This is a genomic window from Citrobacter sp. RHBSTW-00570, from assembly GCF_013739755.1.
GTDB classification, from domain to species: domain Bacteria; phylum Pseudomonadota; class Gammaproteobacteria; order Enterobacterales; family Enterobacteriaceae; genus Citrobacter; species Citrobacter braakii.
This window is the reverse complement of sequence record NZ_CP056399.1, coordinates 3,607,402-3,627,151: the sequence shown is the minus strand read 5'-3', so window position 1 is coordinate 3,627,151 and position 19,750 is coordinate 3,607,402. Positions and strand designations below refer to the sequence as shown.

Here is a 19,750-nt window from a genome sequence, read left to right as displayed (position 1 = left end):
ATCAGAACCCCTGAGCACTTGCGGTTACCAGCGCCGATTCTTCGGCACGATCGCGGGCGATATCGGCAGTTAGCTTGCCGCCGGACATCACCAGAATGCGGTCAGAAACCGCCATAATTTCTTTTAAATCTGAGGTGGAGAAGACCACAGCAATACCCTGCTGGGAAAGCTGGACCATCATGCGGAACACATCGGCTTTCGCCCCGACATCGATGCCGCGTGTGGGTTCGTCAAGAAATAGAATTTTTGGATTGGTGAGCAGAGAGCGACCAATCACCACTTTTTGCTGGTTCCCCCCGCTCAGCGCCTGAATTTCAACCTCTGGCGAGGAGACTTTTATCGACAGATTGCCAATTGTGCTGGCGACCACGGCCTCTTCATCTTTGCGGGCAATGGCAAAGCCACGTTGCAGACGCCGCCAAAGGCTGGCAATGGTCAGATTGGTGGCGACGGATGAAATGGGGAAAATCCCTGTGCGCTTGCGATCCTCCGGCACCAGACTCATTCCCATACGGATGCGATCGGCGGTGGTTAAGCGCTGCGGGACCGGTTTGCTGTCGAGCCACAGTTTTCCGAGGTAGTTGCGCTCAGTACCTAACAAGCACTCGAACAATTCGGTTCGCCCAGCCCCCATAAGTCCATAGATACCGACAATTTCACCGGCATGAACGTTAAAGGTGACGTCATTGACGACTGCGCTGCCAGCGGTATTCACGCAGGTGATATGTTCAGCTTCCAGAACCGGAGCTCCAAACGTGCGGCCGGGTTCGAGAAAGTTGCTTACCGGATCACTGCCCAACATCTCGCGCACAATCCACGGGACATCGATGTCGCTAACCTTGGCTTCGGCTTGAAATTTACCATCGCGTAAAATAGTGATCACATCGCCAATTGCCATCAATTCTTCGAGGCGATGGGAGATATAGATTATCGATACGCCCTGGCGAGTAAGTTCACGGATCACGCGAAACAGAATCTCGACTTCAGTTTTACTGAGCGCTGAGGTGGGTTCATCAAGAATCAGGATATCTGCATCTTCAGCCAGTGCTTTGGCGATTTCGACCAGCTGTTGCTGCCCTACTTTGAGATTGCCAACCAGGTCGCGCGGTGATATCGGCTGATCGAGCCGGGTTAATAATTCCGCGGTGCGTTTCTCTTGCTCGGCCTCATTAATGGGAGCCATGCCTTTTTGAATCTCCCGACCGAGGAAAATGTTTTCCGCGACGGAGAGGTTCTCAAACAGGTTTAGCTCCTGATGCACCATACCAATTCCATGTGCCGCAGCATCCCGGGTGCTGGCAAAGCGCACGGGATTTCCATTGAGCGACATCTCACCGCTACTGGGTTGCTGAACGCCAGCGAGGATCTTCATCAACGTCGATTTCCCCGCACCATTCTCACCAATAATCACATTCACCTTGCCACGCCAGACCTGATAATCGACGCTGTCCAGCGCAATTGTGCCGGGAAACAGCATTGAAATGGCATGCGTGCGCAGGATGATGTCATCAGCTGAGGTATTGCGCATTAGTGAGCCTCCTGTTCCAGCGTCAGTGCTGCTGCGTTTTCCGCTTTTCCAGCATTCAACGTCACGGCAAACAGCACCGTGGCAGTTTTCCCTTGCCAGCTAGTGTCTACGGCGGGTAACTGTTTCGCCGCTTCACGGTTATAAGCCCGTGACAGTTGGGCAAACTGAACCTGGTTAGTAAAATCTTCAAACTTGAAACCACTGGCATCGCGAATAGCATTGCCACGCATTACCGGGCCAATCTGAATCGTGACGGGCATATCATTGACCCTCACCACGATGGTGTGCTCTCGCCCATTGGTGGTGTCGACGCTATCAATCTGGCTGGTCAGGCGTACAAACACGCTTTCAGGAGCGGGTGAGGGGGCCTTCAGGCGAGTGGTCAGCGCTGAAGCATCCAGAACATGTTGCTGTGCCGCTTCCAGGACGCGGGATTGCCAGGTTTGTTGCGCGATCTGATCGGGAGTCTGGTTGTCGAAACTGGCTTTGGCCTGAGGATCGGCCGGGATAATTGGTTTGCCGTTTTCGTCGAGGTCAACTACCGTACAGGCCGTCAGCAACAGGGTGGCGCATCCAACCAGCGCGGCACCCCATTGTGTTAACGACATAGTGCCTCCGCTTAGTGGCTCAGGTTGAACTTGTTCAGCTTGCTGGCATTGGTATCGTCAATCAGCACGCAATCCATGAGCTGTTTTTCTTCTTTCTGGGCTTTGCCGTTTTTCAGATAGTAATCCGCCTGCTCAACAGCCATTTGTGCCTGCTGCCAGCCGGGTTGCAGTACTGTCGCTTTAATATTGCTTTTATTAATGATTGAATCGCGGGTGTAGTCGCTGCCATCAAAACCGACCACGATGACATTATTTTTCCCCGCCGCTTTTAGTGCGGCTTCTGCACCCAGCGCCATAGTGTCGTTACCTGAGATCACGCCTACGATATCTGGGTTGGTTTGTAGAATGGCTTCCATTCGGGTAAAGGCTTCGGTTTGGCTCCAGTTTGCCGTCTGCTGGGCTACCATTTTCATGTCCGGATAGTCATCGAGTACATCGTGATACCCCTGCGAGCGTACATGGGCGTTGGTGTCGGATTGACGTCCCAGCAGTTCAACGTACTTCCCTTTTCCGTCCAGTAACCTGGCGAACTTCTCTGCGCCGAGCTGTGCGCCTTGATAGTTATTCGACACGATTTGCGCGACCGCGATGCCGGTTTTATTGATTTCGCGATCGATCAGAAAAGCAGCTACACCCGCTGCTTTGGCTTTTTCCAGCGGCCCTACGGTGGCATCTGCACCCGCATTATCGAGAATGATCGCTTTTGCTTTACGAGCAATAGCAGTCTCAATCAGTTGGTTTTGTTTATTGACGTCATCATCATGAGAGGCAACCAGCGTGGCGTATCCCAGCTCTTTTGCTTTGGCGACTGCACCGTCGGCTTCGGCTTTAAAAAACGGGTTATCGTGAGAAGGGGTAATAATCGCAATCAGTCCGTTGTCGGCAGCATACAGCGAACCCGATGTGGTAAGGATCGAGGCCAGTAATACGGATTTAATCAAGGTCTTGTTCATCTCTTTCTCCACTTTGAATATTTATTCAAATATGATTTATTATTCAAGATAACGATAAGTCGAGATAATCGAACTGTCTACGATTTGCGCAGCTAATTTCTTAAAAAGAGAAAAGGATCACGATCCTGATGGTGAGAATGGAAATAGCGTCACGATATTTTTATCACGCTGAAACCAATGAACGTTAACTTCTTGATTGCCGAGGTTTGCCGAAAATGACGGCATGATTTGTAATGTTAATTGCTGAGTCGTGAGTGCGGTGATTTTTGCGCTGGTGAAACCTGGTAGCCCCGATGCCTGATTGGAAAACGCCTTATACAGGCTCTCCTTTGCGCTGAATACCAGGGTTAAGGCGAGCGGAAAGGGCAGGCAGGTATGCTGCAAAATCTGATGTTCGTGGTTATCAATAATGCCATCAGCCAGCTCAACTGCGGTTTGTGGTGTAAAAATAGCTTCTATATCCAGCCCAATGGGATGCGTTGATACGACCGCCAGCGCCGTTGTTGCGCTGTGGCTGATGCTGCCAAACAGATCCTGCGGCCACAACGGTTGGCGTTGCACACCGATGCCGGGCACGGTTTTGTGGCCAAATTCACGCAGTGCGTGGACTGCGGCAATACGCCCCGCTAAGTGCTCAGCTTTACGCTTACGCCCACTGGAGTGGAGCTGAGTGTGGTGGGGGAGCCAGAGCAGGTCGTGCTCATGGAAAGTGTCGGGATCAAATTCGACAATGTGCAGCGTATGATCTGCGAAAGGGAGCGGGATGTGCGTTGTGTGCATGATTTCTTACGGTTTCCCTCTCCCCGCAGCGAGGAGAGGGAAAAACATTATCAGAAGTGTGTGTTAACGCTCATGAACCACGTCCGGCCCGGTTCGTTATAGGTGTACGCGCCAGCGCCCGCCATGTAATAGCCAGTTTTGTTGTCGCTGGTGGTTTGGGCATTACCTTCACGCCACAGACGTTTGTCGAAGACGTTATCCACGCCGCCGGTCAGGCTGATGTTTTTCGTCACATCCCAGGTCGCACTCAGGCCGACAATGCTGTACGGACTCACTTCCTGGGCTGAACTGCCGGTCACCGGTTTCCCCTGGTAATCGTATTTTTTCGGCTGCTGTTTGCCGTACCAGGTGAAGGTGGATTGCAATGACAGATCTTCACGTGCCTGCCAGCTCAGGGTCGAGTTCAGCGTGTATTCAGGAATAATCGACAGGCGTTCGCCGGTCTCTTTATTCTTACTTTGCAGCATGTAGGTAATGTTGTTGGTCCAGGTTACGGTCTCGCTAACCGGCACGTTCAACGTCCCTTCCAGACCTTCCACCACCGCTTTAGGCACGTTTTCCCACTGATAGATATCGGTGTAGGTTGTTGTTGTTTTACCTGTGGTCGGGTTTTTCTGGGTAATCGATGTTCTGCTTAATGGTACGGTTCCTGCTTCAATCTTGTTGCGATAATCGTTGCGGAACCAGGTTACCCCGGCCAGCCAGCCATCACGTTTGAACTCCAGACCAATCTCTTTGTTGATACTGGTTTCGGCCTTCAGATCATCGTTGCCCATCATGTAGCAACCAATACCGGTCGCGGAGCCGGTGGCGTAGCAACCCTGACCTTTACTGTACAGAATGTAGTTCGGGTTGAGCTGATACAGGCTTGGCGCTTTATAGGCGCGCGCAATCCCCATCTTCAGGGTGAAATCATCGCCCAGACCTTGGGACAGGTTCAGGGACGGACTCCAGTTATCGCCCACAGTGCTGTGATGATCGAAACGCAAACCTGGCGTCAGCATGGTGCTGTCGGTCAGCTCCATGTTGTTTTCAGCAAACAGAGAGAAAATCTCTGCGTCTGAGTACGGGCTGCGGTTGGTGCTGCTGGACCCAGGAATATTACCGCCCATAAAGGTCTGAGTATTGGAACTCATGTCCTTCATGCGCTGCTGGTTCCATTCGGTACCGAGCGTCAGATTTTGTTTAACCAACAGGTCGAATGGAATGCTAATTTCGCTGTGCAGGGTGACATCCGCCAGGTCAGTGTCGGTAAAATGATTACTGTTAAATAGCCCTTCAAGACCTCCTGCCAGACCTTCACCCAAACGGGAGTTGCGGGTATGTTCGTATTGCGCCCAGTTGCTGGTGGTAATGCCGCTGTCCCAGCCGCCGTTCCACGTCAGCGCATAGTTCTGACGGTACATACGGTTGGTTTCTTTACCGTAGTATTTTTTTACCAGTCCGTTGGTTTTGTTATCGTTGTTGGTGTTCTGGGTGTCGCCAGCGTATAGATTGCCCTGGCGGCTGTAGCCGGCTTCAAACTCCAGCGATTGCATTGGCGCAAAATCCCACCGCAGTTGGCCGTTGATATCTTTGTTTTTTACCCCTTCACGACCCGCTGGCATGGTATCTGCGTAGTCGCCCGTACGTGCAGACTGGTGACCATCGTTAATATCCCACGCGTCGGCCTGGGTTTTGTCGAGGTTACCGTTCAGGCGGAAGCTGAAATCCCCGCCCAGCGGGCCATTCAGGCTAAAGTTGGTGCGTTTGGTCGAGCCTTCTTCTTTGTGTTCCGGGGCGTTGAAATAGGTATTCCAGGAGCCATGCCACTCATCGCCGCCTTTCTTGGTGATGATATTCACCACGCCGCCAGCTGCACCGTTGCCATAGCGTGCCGCGGCAGGACCACGCAGCACTTCAATACGTTCGATCATTTCCGGAGCAACCCATGCGGTATCGCCGCGGGTATCACGCTCGCCGCGCCAGCCCTGACGCACAGAGTTACGGCTGGTTACCGGTTTGCCGTCGATCAGAATCAGGGTGTTTTCCGGCCCCATGCCGCGAATATCGATCTGGCGGTTGTTGCCGCGTTGACCGCTGGTTGAGTTACCGGTCAGGTTGACGCCTGGCATGGTACGGATGATTTCCGACACATCGCGAGCGGGAGGATTCTTACGAATTTCATCAGCGGTAATGGTTGAAACGCCCGGTGCCTGCAGGTTCTGCTGGGCGGCGGTAACCACGATGGTGTCTTCATGAGAGACAGCGGCGCTATCGGTTTGATCTTCTGCCATCGCTGGCAGGGCTACCCCGTAAATCCCTAAATTGACCAATAAGGCCAGTGAATGAATCTTGTTGTTCATTGTATGTCCTGCTGTTCTTTTAGCCACGAGTACCAATGTGCCGTGGTGCGGCATTTGGTCTGATGTCGCCCGCATCCGCGTAAACCCTCCATTCCAGAAAAAGTACGCAGCGCCAGGCCGGTTTATAAGTGGTGAAAAACTGTGCGCGCTTCCCACAGCGCGACAATACGCTATTGCAAATGCAAATAGTTATCAATAATATTATCAATATATTTCACGCTAGATCATAAAATTCGACAATAAACATGGGGTTATGGCGGTGACGACGTTAAAGATGGGAAGCGAGGCGTGGTGGCAGTCAAAAAAAGGCCCGGAGTGGGAGCGTGAAGACAACGGAAATTATCGGGTAACCTTCTGGTGGCGCGACCCGCAGGGAACGGAAAAAGAGTCAGCCATTCATCGCGTATGGGTCTATATCACCGGCGTCACCGACCACCATCAAAATGCCACTCCGCAGTCGATGCAACGCATTGACGGAACAAATGTTTGGTGCTGGAGTGTTTCCCTCAGCGCCAACTGGCGCGGCAGTTACTGTTTTATCCCAACAGAACGAAATGATATTTTTGCCGCGCAGACGCCGGGCGAAGCCCCTGACCGAACCGTGTTGCGTGAAGGCTGGCGGCAATTGTTGCCGCAGGCCATTGCCGATCCCCTCAATCCGCAGAGTTGGCAGGGCGGTCGTGGCCATGCGGTGTCTGCGCTGGAAATGCCTTATGCACCCGTACAACCGGGATGGGATCGACCTGAAAACCCCGACTCGCCCGCAGTTTGCCTGCAATGGCGTAGCGCCAGACTCGGCAATACACGCCGCGTGTGGGTGTTTACCACTGGTGAAGCCCAACCGGAAGCGCGTCCGCTGGCTATCCTGCTGGACGGACAGTTTTGGGCACAAAGTATGCCGGTCTGGCCTGCGCTGACTTCACTCACCCATCGCGGACACCTCCCGCCCGCCGTTTATCTCCTGATTGATACCATCGACACGGCTCACCGCAGCCGCGAATTGCCGTGTAATGCGGATTTTTGGTTGGCAGTACAGCAGGAACTATTGCCGCTGGTGAAGACCACGACCGCGTTCAGTGACGACCCGCAGCGTACCGTCGTCGCCGGGCAAAGTTTTGGCGGGCTGTCATCGCTGTATGCCGGGCTTAACTGGCCCGCGCGCTTTGGCTGCGTGCTCAGCCAGTCGGGCTCTTATTGGTGGCCGCATCGCGGTGGTCATCAGGATGGGGCGATCGTTGAGCAACTGAAGAGCGGAAAGATAAGCGCCCAGGGGCTGCGTATTGTCCTGGAAGCCGGGATCCGCGAACCCATTATTTATCGCGCAAATCAGGCGCTTTATGCCCAGTTACCCTCTGCACCACAGTCTATTTTCTGGCGTCAGGTTGATGGTGGACACGATGCGCTTTGCTGGCGCGGCGGACTGATGCAAGGGCTGATCACGCTCTGGCAACCGCTTACCGACACGATTTAACCGGACGATGTTCCACGACAGGAGTTGAGTATGGAATTCAGTAACCCCTTCGATAATCCGCAGGGCCAGTTTTACATTCTGCAAAATCCCCAACGTCAGTTTAGCCTTTGGCCGCAGCAATGCTCACTTCCTGCTGGCTGGACGGTCGCGTGCGAACCCCAATCACAGGAAGCCTGCCAGCAATGGCTGGATGCAAACTGGACCACGCTGACGCCAGCGAACTACGTCGATGTGCAGGAGGCTCCATGACTCAACGTTTACCGTTAGTTGCGGCTCAGCCGGGGATCTGGATGGCGGAAAAACTCTCCACATTGCCCTCTGCGTGGAGCGTGGCGCACTACGTAGAATTAACCGGCGAACTGGACGCACCGTTGCTGGCGAAAGCGGTAGTGGTGGGTCTACAGCAGGCCGATACCCTACGGATGCGGTTTAGCGAAGATAACGGCGAGGTCTGGCAATGGGTAGACTCTGCGCTTGCCTTTGCGCCACCAGAAATTATCGATCTGCGCGAAAAATCCGATCCGCATGCGGCAGCGCGCGCCTTGATGCAGGCAGACCTGCAGCAGGACATCCGTGCTGATGGCACTAAGCCGCTGGTTTTTCACCTGCTCATTCAGGTGGGAGAAAAGCGTTGGTATTGGTATCAGCGTTACCATCATCTGCTGGTTGATGGCTTCAGTTTCCCGGCCATTACCCGCCAGATAGCCGCGATTTACCGCGCATGGCTGCATGGCGAGCCCACGCCGGAATCACCTTTTACGCCATTTTCTGAGGTGGTGGAAGAGTATCAACAGTATCGGCAAAGCGATGCCTGGCAACGCGACGGCGCCTTCTGGACCGAGCAGCGAAAGCAACTCCCACCTCCGGCTTCGCTGTCTAACAAACCCCTGCCAGGTCGGTCGGCCAGCGCGGATATTATTCGTCTGAAGTTAACCGCGCCTGAAGGGGAGTTTCGCCGGCTTGCGGCACGTATGCCAGACGTTCAGCGTGCGGATCTGGCCCTTGCGCTGGTGGCGCTGTGGCTCGGACGTTTATGCAGCCGAATGGAATATGCCGCCGGGTTTATCTTTATGCGGCGTATGGGGTCGGCGGCGCTCACGTCCACCGGACCGGTTTTAAACGTCCTGCCATTTGGCGTGCAGTTGAATGCGGCAGAAAGCTTGCCTGCACTTGCCCAACGACTGGCCGCACAGTTGAAGAAAATGCGCCGACATCAGCGATATGATGCTGAGCAAATTGTTCGCGACAGCGGGCGCGCAGCCGGTGCCGAACCGCTGTTTGGCCCGGTACTGAACGTGAAAATATTCGACTATCAGCTGAATATTCCTGGCGTTCAGGCGCAAACCCATACGTTGGCGACAGGCCCGGTGAACGATCTGGAGCTGGCGCTGTTCCCGGATGAAAACGGCGGGCTGAGTATTGAAATCCTGGCCAATAAACAGCGCTACGATGCCGCGACGCTGGCGCAACATGCATCACGTTTAACCGCGCTTATCGCGCAGTTTGCCGACAATCCGTCGCTATGCTGCGGCGATGCCGGGATGCTGTTGCCGACAGAACATGAGCGGCTGGCGAAGATTAACGACACGACTGTGGCGATCCCGTCCACCACGCTGAGTGCGCTGGTGGCACAGCAGGCCGATAAAACGCCGGATGCCCCGGCGCTCGCTGATGCCCGCTATCAGTTTAGCTATCGTGAAATGCGCCAACAGGTTGTGGCGCTGGCGCGCCGCCTGCGCGAGCGTGGCGTACAGCCTGGTGACAGCGTTGCCGTGGCATTACCGCGTTCCGTGTTCCTCACGCTGGCGCTGCACGGTATTGTTGAGGCGGGAGCCGCCTGGCTGCCATTGGATACCGGATACCCGGACGATCGCCTGCGGATGATGCTCGAAGACGCGAAGCCAAAATTGTTGATCGCGACCGAAGAGCAACTGGCGCGCTTTAGCGATATTCCGGAGCTGGAAAGTATGTGCTACAACGCGCCGCTGCCAGAAGAGGATGCTGCACCGCTGGCGCTATCTCAACCTAATCATACGGCCTATATTATTTTTACTTCCGGTTCTACCGGCAGACCAAAAGGGGTGATGGTTGGGCAAACAGCCATCGTTAACCGTTTGCTGTGGATGCAAAATCACTATCCACTGACCGCCGATGATGTGGTGGCGCAAAAAACGCCGTGCAGTTTTGACGTCTCGGTATGGGAGTTTTTCTGGCCGTTTATTGCCGGGGCAAAACTGGTCATGGCAGAACCTGAAGCGCACCGCGATCCGCTGGCGATGCAGCAGTTCTTTGCGCAGTCAGGGGTGACGACCACGCACTTTGTTCCCTCTATGCTGGCCGCTTTTGTTGCTTCACTGACGCCGGAAACCGCGCGGGAGAGCTGTGCCTCGCTGAAACGGGTATTCTGCAGCGGCGAAGCCTTACCTGCAGATTTATGCCGCGAATGGGAACAGTTGACTCATGCGCCACTGCACAATTTATACGGGCCAACGGAAGCGGCAGTCGATGTGAGCTGGTATCCGGCCTGGGGGGACGATCTCGCTGCCGTAACGGGCAATAGCGTGCCGATTGGCTATCCGGTATGGAATACCGGTTTACGGATCCTGGACGCCATGATGCGCCCGGTGCCCTTTGGCGTGGCAGGTGATCTCTATCTGACGGGGATCCAACTGGCGCAAGGATACCTGGGGCGAGCGGATCTAACCGCGAGCCGCTTTATCGCCGATCCGTTTAACCCTGGTGAACGCATGTACCGTACCGGGGATGTGGCGCGCTGGCTGGAGAATGGCGCAGTGGAATACCTCGGGCGCAGCGATGACCAGCTTAAAATTCGCGGACAGCGCATTGAGCTCGGTGAGATTGATCGGGTGATGCAGCAACTGCCAGATGTCGAACATGCCGTTGCCCACGCCTGCGTATTCAACCAGGCGGCGGCGACAGGCGGCGATGCGCGACAGTTGGTGGGGTATCTGGTGTCGCAATCGGGGTTACCGCTGGATACGTCTGCATTGCGGGAAACTCTGCGTGAAAAACTGCCTGCGCATATGGTGCCGACGGTATTGTTGCAACTGGCGGAGCTGCCGCTGAGTGCAAACGGTAAACTGGATCGTAAAGCGCTGCCGATGCCGCAGTTGACGTCGCGTACGTCAGGACGTGCGCCGCGAGCAGGGACTGAAACCGCCATTGCGCAGTCTTTTGCGGCTTTGCTGGATTGCGAGGTTAATGACGTAGAGGCTGACTTCTTTGCGCTTGGCGGACATTCGCTGCTGGCGATGAAGCTGGCAGCGCAGTTGAGCCAGATTTTTGAGCGTCAGGTAACGCCTGGGCAGATAATGGTGGCTTCTACTGTTGAACAACTGAGTGCACTGCTGGAGAGCAATGATGATGAACAGTCGCAGCGTCTGGGATTCGAAACGCTGCTGCCGCTGCGTGAAAGTCATGGCCCAACGCTGTTTTGCTTCCATCCGGCGTCGGGTTTCGCCTGGCAGTTTAGCGTGCTGTCGCGTTACCTCAGTCCGCAGTGGTCGATTATTGGCATTCAGTCGCCGCGACCGGATGGCCCTATGCAGACGGCGGAAAACCTTGATGCGGTATGCGAACATCACCTGGCAACGCTGCTCAGCCAGCAGCCTCATGGTCCCTATTATTTATTAGGCTACTCGCTGGGGGGGACGTTGGCGCAGGGAATCGCCGCACGCTTACATGCCAGAGGAGAGACAGTTGCATTCCTGGGGCTGCTGGATACCTGGCCGCCGGAAACGCAAAACTGGCAGGAAAAGGAGGCCAATGGGTTGGATCCCGCGGTACTGGCCGAGATCGAGCGTGAACGTGAAGCGTTTCTGGCAGCGCAGCAGGGGAATGCGTCAGAGGCCTTATTTAATGCTATCGAAGGCAACTACGCCGATGCGGTTCGCCTGCTCACCACGGCACACAGCGTGCCGTTTGCTGGTCACGCCACGCTGTTCGTTGCTGAGCGCACCTTAGTGCCGGGGGTCAGTCCTGAACGCAGTTGGTCACCGTGGATATCCAGTCTGGATGTATATCGTCAGGACTGCGCGCATGTCGATATTATCTCTCCCAGCTCGTTTGAGGCGATAGGGCCAATAATAAACACCTTGATCAATAATTCGGTGTAACAAAGCGAATCTTACTATCGCGACGATCAAATAACCCCATGATGTAATAATTATGTTATGGGGTTGATCTTTTTTGGTGTGATGAGGGCGATTAAAAGGGTGAATAAATTCCGAATATAATTTTTGGTAGGGCTTCGAGCACAAAGAGTGTTTTGGATAAATCTTACTAACTGGTAGACTTCTCTTTCGGAAATGTTCTTCTTTGGGTACGGATCTCAGGTCACACACATGTCATCATTAAATATTAAGCAAGATAACGTTTCGGATTTTACTGCATATCCTCAGCCAGCGGTAAATGCTAATGAAATCGATTTAGTTAATCTTATCGAAATCTTATGGCGCGCCAGGACGAAAATTATGGCGACCGTTTTCGCCTTTGCCTGTGTGGGTATTCTGGTCTCTTTTCTACTACCGCAAAAATGGACCAGTCAGGCCATCGTGACGCCGGCCGAGCCCGTCCAGTGGCAGAACCTCGAAAATACGTTGACCAAATTGCGCGTGCTGGATATGGATATTAACGTTAGCCGTGGTGAAGTATTTAATCTGTTTATCAAAAAATTTCAGTCGCCCTCATTGTTGGAAGAGTATCTGCGTTCTTCTCCTTACGTGATGGAACAACTGAAAGGCGCGGATATCGATGAAATGGACCTGCATCGGGCAATTGTCAGGCTCAGTGAAAAAATGAACGCGGTTGACAGCAATGTGGGAAAAAAGAATGAGACTTCGCTGTATACCGCATGGACGCTAAGCTTTACCGCGCCCCAGGCTGAAGAAGCCCAGTCTGTGCTGAAGGGCTATATCCAGTATATTTCTGATGCTGTGGTGAAAGAAACGCTGGAAGATATTCGCAATAAACTGTCCATCAAAACCAGCTTTGAGAAAGAAAGACTGGAGATGGATCGCATCAGGCTTAAGAATCAACTGGACGCCAAAATCCAGCGACTGCATTATTCACTGGAAATTGCGAATGCCGCTGGGATTAAAAAACCGGTCTACAGTAATGGCCAGGCGGTGAAAGATGACCCTGATTTCTCTATTTCACTGGGCGCTGACGGCATTGCACGTAAATTAGAAATAGAAAAGTCGGTAACGGATGTTGCTGAAATTAACGGTGAATTACGTAACCGCCAATATCACGTTGAACAGCTGTTAGCTATGAATGTGAATGATGTAAAATTTACGCCATTTAAATATCAACTTTCACCTTCGCTGCCAGTGCATAAAGATGGTCCGGCAAAATCGATGATCGTTATTTTGGCAGCTTTGCTGGGTGGCATGGTGGCGTGTGGTGGTGTTCTGCTGAATTACGCCATGGTGGCGCGTAAGCAAAAAATGACGTTTATTGACCAACAACTGGTGTGATGACATTTCGTCTGGCGGCGAGCAGTCCGCCAGACGGTAAATCTTGCTATTTATTGCGCCCAAGCGGCACCACTAACGGCGTTCCGGCAACCGGATCGTCGATAATCATACAGCGCAGACCATAGATTTTTTCAATAAGCTGCGCGGTGACGATCTCTTTCGGCGCACCCTCGGCAACAATTTTTCCGTCACGCAACGCAATCAGATGCGTCGCATAGCGACACGCCTGATTAAGATCGTGCAGAACGGCGGCCAGCGTATACCCTTTCTCCCGGTTTAGCTCACTCAGCAGCTCCAGCAGATCGATCTGATGGCTGATATCCAGCCAGGTGGTAGGTTCATCGAGCAGCATAATCGACGTTTCCTGCGCCAGCACCATCGCAATCCATGCGCGCTGGCGTTGTCCACCGGAAAGGGTATCCACACTTTGTGACGCAAGATGAGTGATTCCCGTCGCCTGCATTGCGTTTGAGACCGCGATTTCATCCTCATTTCGCCAACGGGTAAACAATGGCTGGTGCGGGTAGCGCCCACGGGCAACCAGCTCCTGTACCGTAATATCACCTGGCGTGGTGGCGTTCTGCGCCAACAAACCTATTCTGCGAGCAACCTCTTTGCTGGCATAGTGCTGGATATGCTCGCCGTCGAGCCAGACCTTACCGTGCGCGGGCGTCATTAGACGACTAAGCGTGCGCAGTAGCGTTGATTTTCCGCAGCCGTTTGGCCCGATAATTGCGGTGAAGTGACCGTCTGGAATCGACACATTGAGGTTTTCCGCTACGGTAAATTTGCCATAACCCAGCGTTAACTGGTCGCCACGCAAACGGGCTACTGATTCGATCATTTTTTGCGGGACTCCTGAATTAACAAGACGATAAGATAAATACCGCCGAGGCTTACGGTGACAACGCCCACCGGAAGCTGATAAGGCATAAACAGCTGTTGGGCGCATAAATCCGCCATCAACAGCAGCAACGCGCCACACAGCGCCGACAGGGTTAATCCCCAGCGCGATGTACCGCTAATCCGCCGCGCGATATGTGGGGCGACAAGGGCAATAAACGAGATAGGGCCAGCCAGCGCGGTGGCGGCAGCGGTCAGTACAACCGCAACCAGCATCATCATCAGACGTGAGCGCTCTACGCTGACGCCAAGCGCACAGGCACTGTCATCACCCATTTCCAGTAAACGCATCCGGCGCACCAGCAGCGTGGCGCACACCAGCATAAGGATAATCAGTGGGGCAGAAGGCCAGGTTTTGGCCCAGGTCAGGCCATTGAGCGATCCGGCGTTCCACAGTCCGGCGGTCAGCGCGGTTTCTAATGATGCCTTCAGCAGTAGCCAGGTGTTGAACGCAACCAGCATGGCGCGTATGCCGATCCCAATAATAATCAGCCGGAAGGTGTCGATACCATTGCGCCAGGCGAGCGCCCAGACCACCAGAGACGTCAGGACCCCGCCAACCATGGCCGCAAGCGCGATAGCGGTGAGATGCTGTCCGAACAGCACCATTGCCACCAGCACACCGCTCCAGGCACCGGTATTGAAACCCATCACATCCGGGCTGCCCAGCGGGTTGCGCATCAGCGACTGGAATATTGCACCGCTCACGCCGAGCGCCGCGCCAATCAATAGCGCCATCAGCACGCGTGGCAAACGCCATTCGGTCACCACCAGCGTAATACTGCGCGGCGCATCGCCAAGCAGAGCGGCAATAATTTGCTGGGTTTCCAGCGTAACGACGCCGCTACGCAGGCTCCACAAGCCAACGGCGAGACAACCTACAACCAGCAGCAGGCTGCTGACTATCAGGCGGCGGGAGAGGTGCATCATGCGCCACCCCCGCGCGGTTTCCGGCGTACCAGAAAGATAAGCACCGGCGCGCCGATAAATGCGCTGACCACTGAAACGCGCAGTTCGCCGGGGACAATCAGGCGACCGATGATATCGGCAATTAGCAACAGAGAGGGGGTTGCCAGCAGGGTAACGGGCAGCGACCAACGGTGATCTGCCCCCACCAGCCAGCGCGCCATATGCGGCATCATCAGGCCGATAAAGGCGATAGGGCCGACAATCGCGGTCGCACTGCCGCACAGTACGGTAATCACCAACAGGCCAATAAACTGCGTGCGAGCGACTTTGCTGCCAAGCGCGGTGGCGGTGTCGCTCCCGAGGCTCAGGCTATTCAGAGCACGGCTAAGGAACAACGCGATAGCCGCGGCAATCAGTACCGGCACCAGGACGACCTTCAGCGTTTGCAGGCTGCGGATATCCAATGAACCGGCCTGCCAGAAACGCAACTGATCGTAGACATCCGGGTTGAGCAGGGCGATTCCGGTGGATAATCCTTCCAGCACCGCGCCCAGCGCAACGCCCGCCAGCGTCAGGCGTACCGGGCTTAACTGCCCGCCGCCCTGGCTGCCGGTAAAGGCCACTATAAGCGACGCGACCAGCGCCCCGGAAAAGGCCATCAGCAGTTGCTCTTGCGCAGAGGAAAAACCGAACAGCGCGGCTCCCAGCACAATAGCGAAGCTGGCACCGGAATTAACGCCCAGAATGCCGGGATCGGCGAGAGGGTTACGCGTGAGCGTTTGCATTAATGCACCAGCCAGACCCAGCGCCCCACCGGCGAGCAGCCCCGCCAGCGTGCGCGGCAGTCTCGCGTCCAGCACGATGGTGCAATCAGCGCTTTGACAACTGCCGGTAAGTGCATCCAGCACCACGGAGGCAGGTAGCGACTTGGCGCCAATAACCAGACTTAATACCGTGGTGAGAACAAGTAATAACAATAGTCCGGGCACGGCGAAGGCACGTGTCGCGGAAACAGAGCATGACATATCAACTTCCCTGATAATGATAGTAATTATCGTTATCGATCTTATTTGGATATGTTAGCATGTGCAGCCATCGAATGGATATTGAAAAAGTACCTGGTAAGGCTCTGTAATGAATCGACAATCCTGGCTGCTCAATCTCAGCCTGTTAAAGACCCACCCTGCATTTCGCGCCGTCTTCCTCGCCCGTTTTATTTCCATTGTCTCTCTGGGGCTACTCGGCGTGGCGGTTCCGGTACAGATCCAGATGATGACCCAGTCGACCTGGCAGGTAGGTTTGTCAGTGACGTTGACAGGCAGCGCAATGTTTATTGGTCTGATGGTGGGCGGGGTGCTGGCCGACCGCTATGAGCGTAAAAAAGTGATCCTGTTGGCTCGTGGAACCTGCGGAATCGGCTTTATTGGTCTGTGTCTGAATGCGCTGCTGCCCGAACCGTCGTTACTGGCGATTTATTTGCTTGGCTTATGGGACGGTTTCTTTGCCTCGCTGGGCGTGACCGCGTTGCTGGCGGCAACACCGGCGCTGGTTGGCCGGGAGAATTTGATGCAGGCCGGGGCGATTACCATGCTGACGGTACGTCTGGGTTCGGTTATTTCGCCGATGCTTGGCGGGGTATTGCTCGCGACCGGTGGCGTGGCGTGGAACTACGGTCTGGCGGCCGCGGGCACTTTCATTACCTTGCTGCCGTTGCTGAGCCTTCCCGCGCTGCCACCTCCGCCGCAGCCGCGCGAGCATCCGCTAAAATCGCTGCTGGCGGCATTTCGCTTTCTGCTTGCCAGCCCGCTGATTGGCGGCATTGCGCTGCTTGGCGGTCTGTTGACTATGGCGAGCGCCGTGCGCGTGTTGTATCCCGCGTTGGCGATTAACTGGCAAATGTCGAGTGCGCAAATAGGTCTGCTGTATGCGGCCATTCCTCTTGGCGCGGCGGTGGGCGCGTTGACCAGCGGACAACTGGCGCACAGCGTTCGTCCGGGACTGATCATGTTGGTATCGACCGTGGCTTCGTTCCTGGCTATCGGTCTGTTTGGGTTGATGCCGGTCTGGGAGCTTGGCGTTGTCTGCCTGGCGCTGTTCGGCTGGCTGAGTGCGGTCAGCTCTTTGTTGCAGTACACCCTGTTACAGACGCAGACGCCAGAAGCGATGCTCGGGCGAATTAACGGTTTGTGGACTGCGCAGAACGTTACAGGAGATGCGATCGGCGCGGCGCTGTTAGGGGGATTGGGGGCGATGATGACACCGGTTGCTTCGGCAAGCGTAAGTGGGTTTGGGCTGGTGATTGTCGGTCTGCTACTGCTGCTGTTGCTGGGAGAAGTGCGCCGATTCCGACAAATGCCTGTGAATGCCGGATAGCGTTGTCCTCTACGGTTTGTAGGCCGGATAAGGCGTTAGCCGTATCCGGCGCTGGCGATTAAAAGAGAGCTGACAGACGTTGCAGCAGCAAGGTCGCGCTGTAGTAGTCGAGACGGAAGGTTTCCGTACCCAGGGCGTAAACACGTTTATTCTGCACGGCAGGCAGATGTGCCAGCAGCGGATTAGCATAAATGGCGTCGGCATCTTTGTTGTCGCCAGCGAACAGGAACAGCGCTTCGCCGTTCAGACCAGCCGCCAGGTTCTCACCGCCAAGCTGGATGATATCGTGGCGTTTGCCCTGACTCTGGCTGGTGTGCAATCCGGCAGGCAGCGGTGCCAGGGTGAAACCTAACTGCTCCATCAGCTTGCCCTGCGCCGACTCAGGCGTCCACAGGTTGGCGCTGTGCGCTGCAGCGGTGTATACCAGCGCGCTGACCGGTTGCGGCGGCAGGGTAATACGCTGCTTGACCGCCTGCAGTTGCTTATCAAACTCGGCAATACGCGCAGCCGCCTGTTGCTCCTGACCGGTAATTTCACCTAACTGCGTCAGCAGAGACTGCCAGCTTTTGTCGTCGTAATTAATGATGAGCGTTGGCGCAATGGTGGACAGCTGATCGTATAGCGCGAGGGCTGAATCTCCCCCGGTGGCGCTGATCAGAATCAGATCCGGCATTTGCGCCGCCACGGCCTCAGCGCTCGGTTCGCCGATATACAGGCGGCTCAGTTTGCGCGCCTTTGCCACTTCGCTCCACTGGCGTAAAAAGCCCTGTGCATCGCCGATGCGATTGTTCGGCGTAGTAGCGCCGCTGGCGATGACCGGGGCATCAATTGCCAGCAGCGAGCCGGTGAGGGTGACGCTGGTGGAGACAATTCGCTGCGGCTTATGTTCCAGCGTATGCGTACCACGACTGTCGGTAACCTGACGCGGCCAGTCGGCGGCATAACCTGAAGAAATTCCTGAAATAGACAAACCTGCCAGTAAGAGCACGGTGCGGCAAAAAGAGGGGAGACTCACGAATCAGCATCCTGTTATCAGTATAAGTAATGCTTCTCATTTTCATTGTTAGTGGACAAGGATGCAAGTCAAAGTCGCACATTGTGCTGCCACAAGAGTTGACATACCGCCGCTTTGCTTTTAGGTTAGCGACCGAAAATATAAATGATAATCATTATTAGAGCTTTTATCATTTTTGGAGGATGATATGGAAACGTCACTGGCCGAGGAAAAAACGCAGACTATGCCGACGCTCGCTCCCGACAGTTTTTTCTTTATGTCGCCGTACCGTAGTTTTACGACGTCAGGATGCTTCGCCCGCTATGCGGAACCGGCAATCGATGGCGATTCGCCAGACAGCCCTTTCCAACAAAAAATGCATGCACTGTTTGCTGATGCCAAAGCGCAGGGTATCGCTAACCCCATCATGGTCGGGGCGATTCCTTTTGACACCCGCCAGCCGTCATCGCTGTTTATTCCCCAGTCGTGGCAGACGTTCTCCCGAACGGCGAAGCAGCAATCATCTCGTTACTTTAACGCGCATCAGTCGCTGAACGTTGTTGAACGTAAATCGATCCCGGAACAGAACTTCTTTGAAGATATGGTCGCTCGTGCGGCTGCGCTGACGGCAACCCCGGAAGTCGACAAAGTGGTGTTGTCACGCCTGATCGATATCACCGCTGATGCCAATATTGACAGCGGGGCGCTGCTGGAGCGCCTGGTGGCGCAAAATCCGGCGAGCTACAACTTTCACGTTCCCCTTGAAGACGGTGGCGTATTGATTGGCGCCAGTCCGGAACTGCTGTTACGCAAAGAAGGCGATCGTTTCAGCTCATTACCGCTGGCAGGCTCGGCACGTCGTCAACCGGACGATGTGCTGGACCGTGAGGCGGGCATCCGCCTGCTGGCGTCCGAAAAGGATCGCCATGAGCACGAACTGGTGACGCAGGCCATGAAAAATGTCCTGCGCGATCGCAGCCGTGAACTGCAACTCCCTTCTTCTCCGCAACTGGTCACCACGCCTACGCTCTGGCACCTCGGCACGCCGTTTGAGGGTAAAGCCAACGCGCAAGAAAACGCCCTGACGCTCGCGTGCCTGCTGCATCCGACGCCTGCGCTGAGCGGCTTCCCGCATCAGGTTGCGCGCAAACTTATCGCCGAGCTGGAGCCGTTCGATCGTGAACTGTTCGGTGGCATTGTCGGCTGGTGTGATGCCCAAGGTAACGGCGAATGGGTGGTGACGATCCGTTGTGCGAAGCTGCTGCGTAATCAGGTACGTTTCTTTGCCGGTGCCGGGATTGTTCCGGCTTCGTCTCCGGTTGCGGAATGGCGTGAAACGGGAGCCAAACTCTCCACGATGTTGAATGTTTTTGGACTGCATTAAGAGC

At 54.9% G+C, this 19,750-nt stretch carries 15 protein-coding genes; 6 read left to right on the top strand and 9 right to left on the bottom strand.

All coding sequences use genetic code 11. The features are described from left to right. Window position 1 precedes the first annotated feature (1 nt). The 5 genes from HV237_RS17350 to HV237_RS17330 form a co-directional block, all read right to left on the bottom strand. Window positions 2-1,528, bottom strand: coding sequence for a sugar ABC transporter ATP-binding protein (locus HV237_RS17350; protein WP_176443253.1), 1,527 nt, complete (start codon window positions 1,526-1,528; stop codon window positions 2-4). Continuing rightward, window positions 1,528-2,136 (bottom strand): DUF2291 family protein, encoded by a 609-nt coding sequence (locus HV237_RS17345; protein ID WP_016152185.1) that lies wholly within the window; start codon window positions 2,134-2,136, stop codon window positions 1,528-1,530. Before HV237_RS17345 ends, HV237_RS17350 begins: the two co-directional genes overlap by 1 nt. Before the next feature lie 11 nt (window positions 2,137-2,147). Next, a complete protein-coding gene (locus tag HV237_RS17340) occupies window positions 2,148-3,089 on the bottom strand; it encodes a D-ribose ABC transporter substrate-binding protein (RefSeq protein ID WP_047358066.1) in 942 nt (313 codons plus the stop codon). Between the two features lie 117 nt (window positions 3,090-3,206). Then, a complete protein-coding gene (gene entD / locus HV237_RS17335) occupies window positions 3,207-3,869 on the bottom strand; it encodes an enterobactin synthase subunit EntD (protein WP_047358067.1) in 663 nt (220 codons plus the stop codon). A gap of 50 nt (window positions 3,870-3,919) precedes the next feature. Continuing rightward, window positions 3,920-6,214, bottom strand: a complete 2,295-nt coding sequence (locus tag HV237_RS17330; RefSeq protein WP_047358068.1) for a TonB-dependent siderophore receptor — start codon at window positions 6,212-6,214, stop codon at window positions 3,920-3,922. Window positions 6,215-6,467: 253 nt separating this feature from the next. On the opposite strand from HV237_RS17330, the gene fes reads away from it, so the two are divergent. The 4 genes from fes to wzz(fepE) all read left to right on the top strand — a co-directional run bounded on the left by fes (window position 6,468) and on the right by wzz(fepE) (window position 13,183). Continuing rightward, window positions 6,468-7,685 (top strand): enterochelin esterase, encoded by a 1,218-nt coding sequence (fes, locus tag HV237_RS17325; RefSeq protein ID WP_047358069.1) that lies wholly within the window; start codon window positions 6,468-6,470, stop codon window positions 7,683-7,685. A 30-nt stretch (window positions 7,686-7,715) separates the two neighbouring features. Next, on the top strand, window positions 7,716-7,934 hold the full coding sequence (locus HV237_RS17320; protein ID WP_016152190.1) for an MbtH family protein: 219 nt from the start codon (window positions 7,716-7,718) through the stop codon (window positions 7,932-7,934). After that, window positions 7,931-11,821, top strand: coding sequence for an enterobactin non-ribosomal peptide synthetase EntF (gene entF, locus HV237_RS17315; protein ID WP_047358070.1), 3,891 nt, complete (start codon window positions 7,931-7,933; stop codon window positions 11,819-11,821). The genes HV237_RS17320 and entF overlap by 4 nt, the downstream gene beginning before the upstream one ends. 228 nt (window positions 11,822-12,049) lie before the next feature. Then, complete coding sequence (gene wzz(fepE) / locus HV237_RS17310) at window positions 12,050-13,183, top strand: LPS O-antigen length regulator Wzz(fepE) (RefSeq protein ID WP_046275117.1); 1,134 nt, start codon at window positions 12,050-12,052, stop codon at window positions 13,181-13,183. A gap of 46 nt (window positions 13,184-13,229) precedes the next feature. On the opposite strand, the gene fepC is transcribed toward wzz(fepE), so the two are convergent. From fepC to fepD, 3 genes are read right to left on the bottom strand one after another with little or no spacing between them, the layout of a single operon-like run. Further along, on the bottom strand, window positions 13,230-14,027 hold the full coding sequence (gene fepC / locus HV237_RS17305) for an iron-enterobactin ABC transporter ATP-binding protein (protein WP_046275116.1): 798 nt from the start codon (window positions 14,025-14,027) through the stop codon (window positions 13,230-13,232). After that, window positions 14,024-15,016: an iron-enterobactin ABC transporter permease gene (gene fepG / locus HV237_RS17300; RefSeq protein WP_016152193.1), complete on the bottom strand. Its 993-nt coding sequence runs from the start codon at window positions 15,014-15,016 to the stop codon at window positions 14,024-14,026. Before fepG ends, fepC begins: the two co-directional genes overlap by 4 nt. Further along, a complete protein-coding gene (gene fepD / locus HV237_RS17295; RefSeq protein WP_047358072.1) occupies window positions 15,013-16,020 on the bottom strand; it encodes a Fe(3+)-siderophore ABC transporter permease in 1,008 nt (335 codons plus the stop codon). Before fepD ends, fepG begins: the two co-directional genes overlap by 4 nt. A gap of 109 nt (window positions 16,021-16,129) precedes the next feature. Here fepD and entS point away from each other — a divergent pair, with 109 nt between their 5' ends. Then, entirely contained in the window at window positions 16,130-17,368 is a 1,239-nt protein-coding gene (entS, locus tag HV237_RS17290; RefSeq protein ID WP_016152195.1) for an enterobactin transporter EntS, read from the top strand. A gap of 58 nt (window positions 17,369-17,426) precedes the next feature. On the opposite strand, the gene fepB is transcribed toward entS, so the two are convergent. Beyond that, window positions 17,427-18,383 carry a Fe2+-enterobactin ABC transporter substrate-binding protein gene (fepB, locus tag HV237_RS17285; protein WP_016152196.1) on the bottom strand — a complete coding sequence of 319 codons (957 nt, stop codon included), beginning with the start codon at window positions 18,381-18,383 and terminating at the stop codon, window positions 17,427-17,429. Window positions 18,384-18,570: 187 nt separating this feature from the next. Between fepB and entC the strand changes: the two genes are divergently transcribed. After that, window positions 18,571-19,746, top strand: coding sequence for an isochorismate synthase EntC (entC, locus tag HV237_RS17280; protein ID WP_016152197.1), 1,176 nt, complete (start codon window positions 18,571-18,573; stop codon window positions 19,744-19,746). Window positions 19,747-19,750: the final 4 nt, after the last annotated feature.

Coding starts and splice junctions, on each gene's coding strand:
- HV237_RS17350 (WP_176443253.1), bottom strand. CDS start 1,528: ATGCGCAATACCTCAGCTGATGACATCATCCTGCGCACGCATGCCATT.
- HV237_RS17345 (WP_016152185.1), bottom strand. CDS start 2,136: ATGTCGTTAACACAATGGGGTGCCGCGCTGGTTGGATGCGCCACCCTG.
- HV237_RS17340 (WP_047358066.1), bottom strand. CDS start 3,089: ATGAACAAGACCTTGATTAAATCCGTATTACTGGCCTCGATCCTTACC.
- entD (WP_047358067.1), bottom strand. CDS start 3,869: ATGCACACAACGCACATCCCGCTCCCTTTCGCAGATCATACGCTGCAC.
- HV237_RS17330 (WP_047358068.1), bottom strand. CDS start 6,214: ATGAACAACAAGATTCATTCACTGGCCTTATTGGTCAATTTAGGGATT.
- fes (WP_047358069.1), top strand. CDS start 6,468: ATGGCGGTGACGACGTTAAAGATGGGAAGCGAGGCGTGGTGGCAGTCA.
- HV237_RS17320 (WP_016152190.1), top strand. CDS start 7,716: ATGGAATTCAGTAACCCCTTCGATAATCCGCAGGGCCAGTTTTACATT.
- entF (WP_047358070.1), top strand. CDS start 7,931: ATGACTCAACGTTTACCGTTAGTTGCGGCTCAGCCGGGGATCTGGATG.
- fepC (WP_046275116.1), bottom strand. CDS start 14,027: ATGATCGAATCAGTAGCCCGTTTGCGTGGCGACCAGTTAACGCTGGGT.
- fepG (WP_016152193.1), bottom strand. CDS start 15,016: ATGATGCACCTCTCCCGCCGCCTGATAGTCAGCAGCCTGCTGCTGGTT.
- fepD (WP_047358072.1), bottom strand. CDS start 16,020: ATGTCATGCTCTGTTTCCGCGACACGTGCCTTCGCCGTGCCCGGACTA.
- entS (WP_016152195.1), top strand. CDS start 16,130: ATGAATCGACAATCCTGGCTGCTCAATCTCAGCCTGTTAAAGACCCAC.
- entC (WP_016152197.1), top strand. CDS start 18,571: ATGGAAACGTCACTGGCCGAGGAAAAAACGCAGACTATGCCGACGCTC.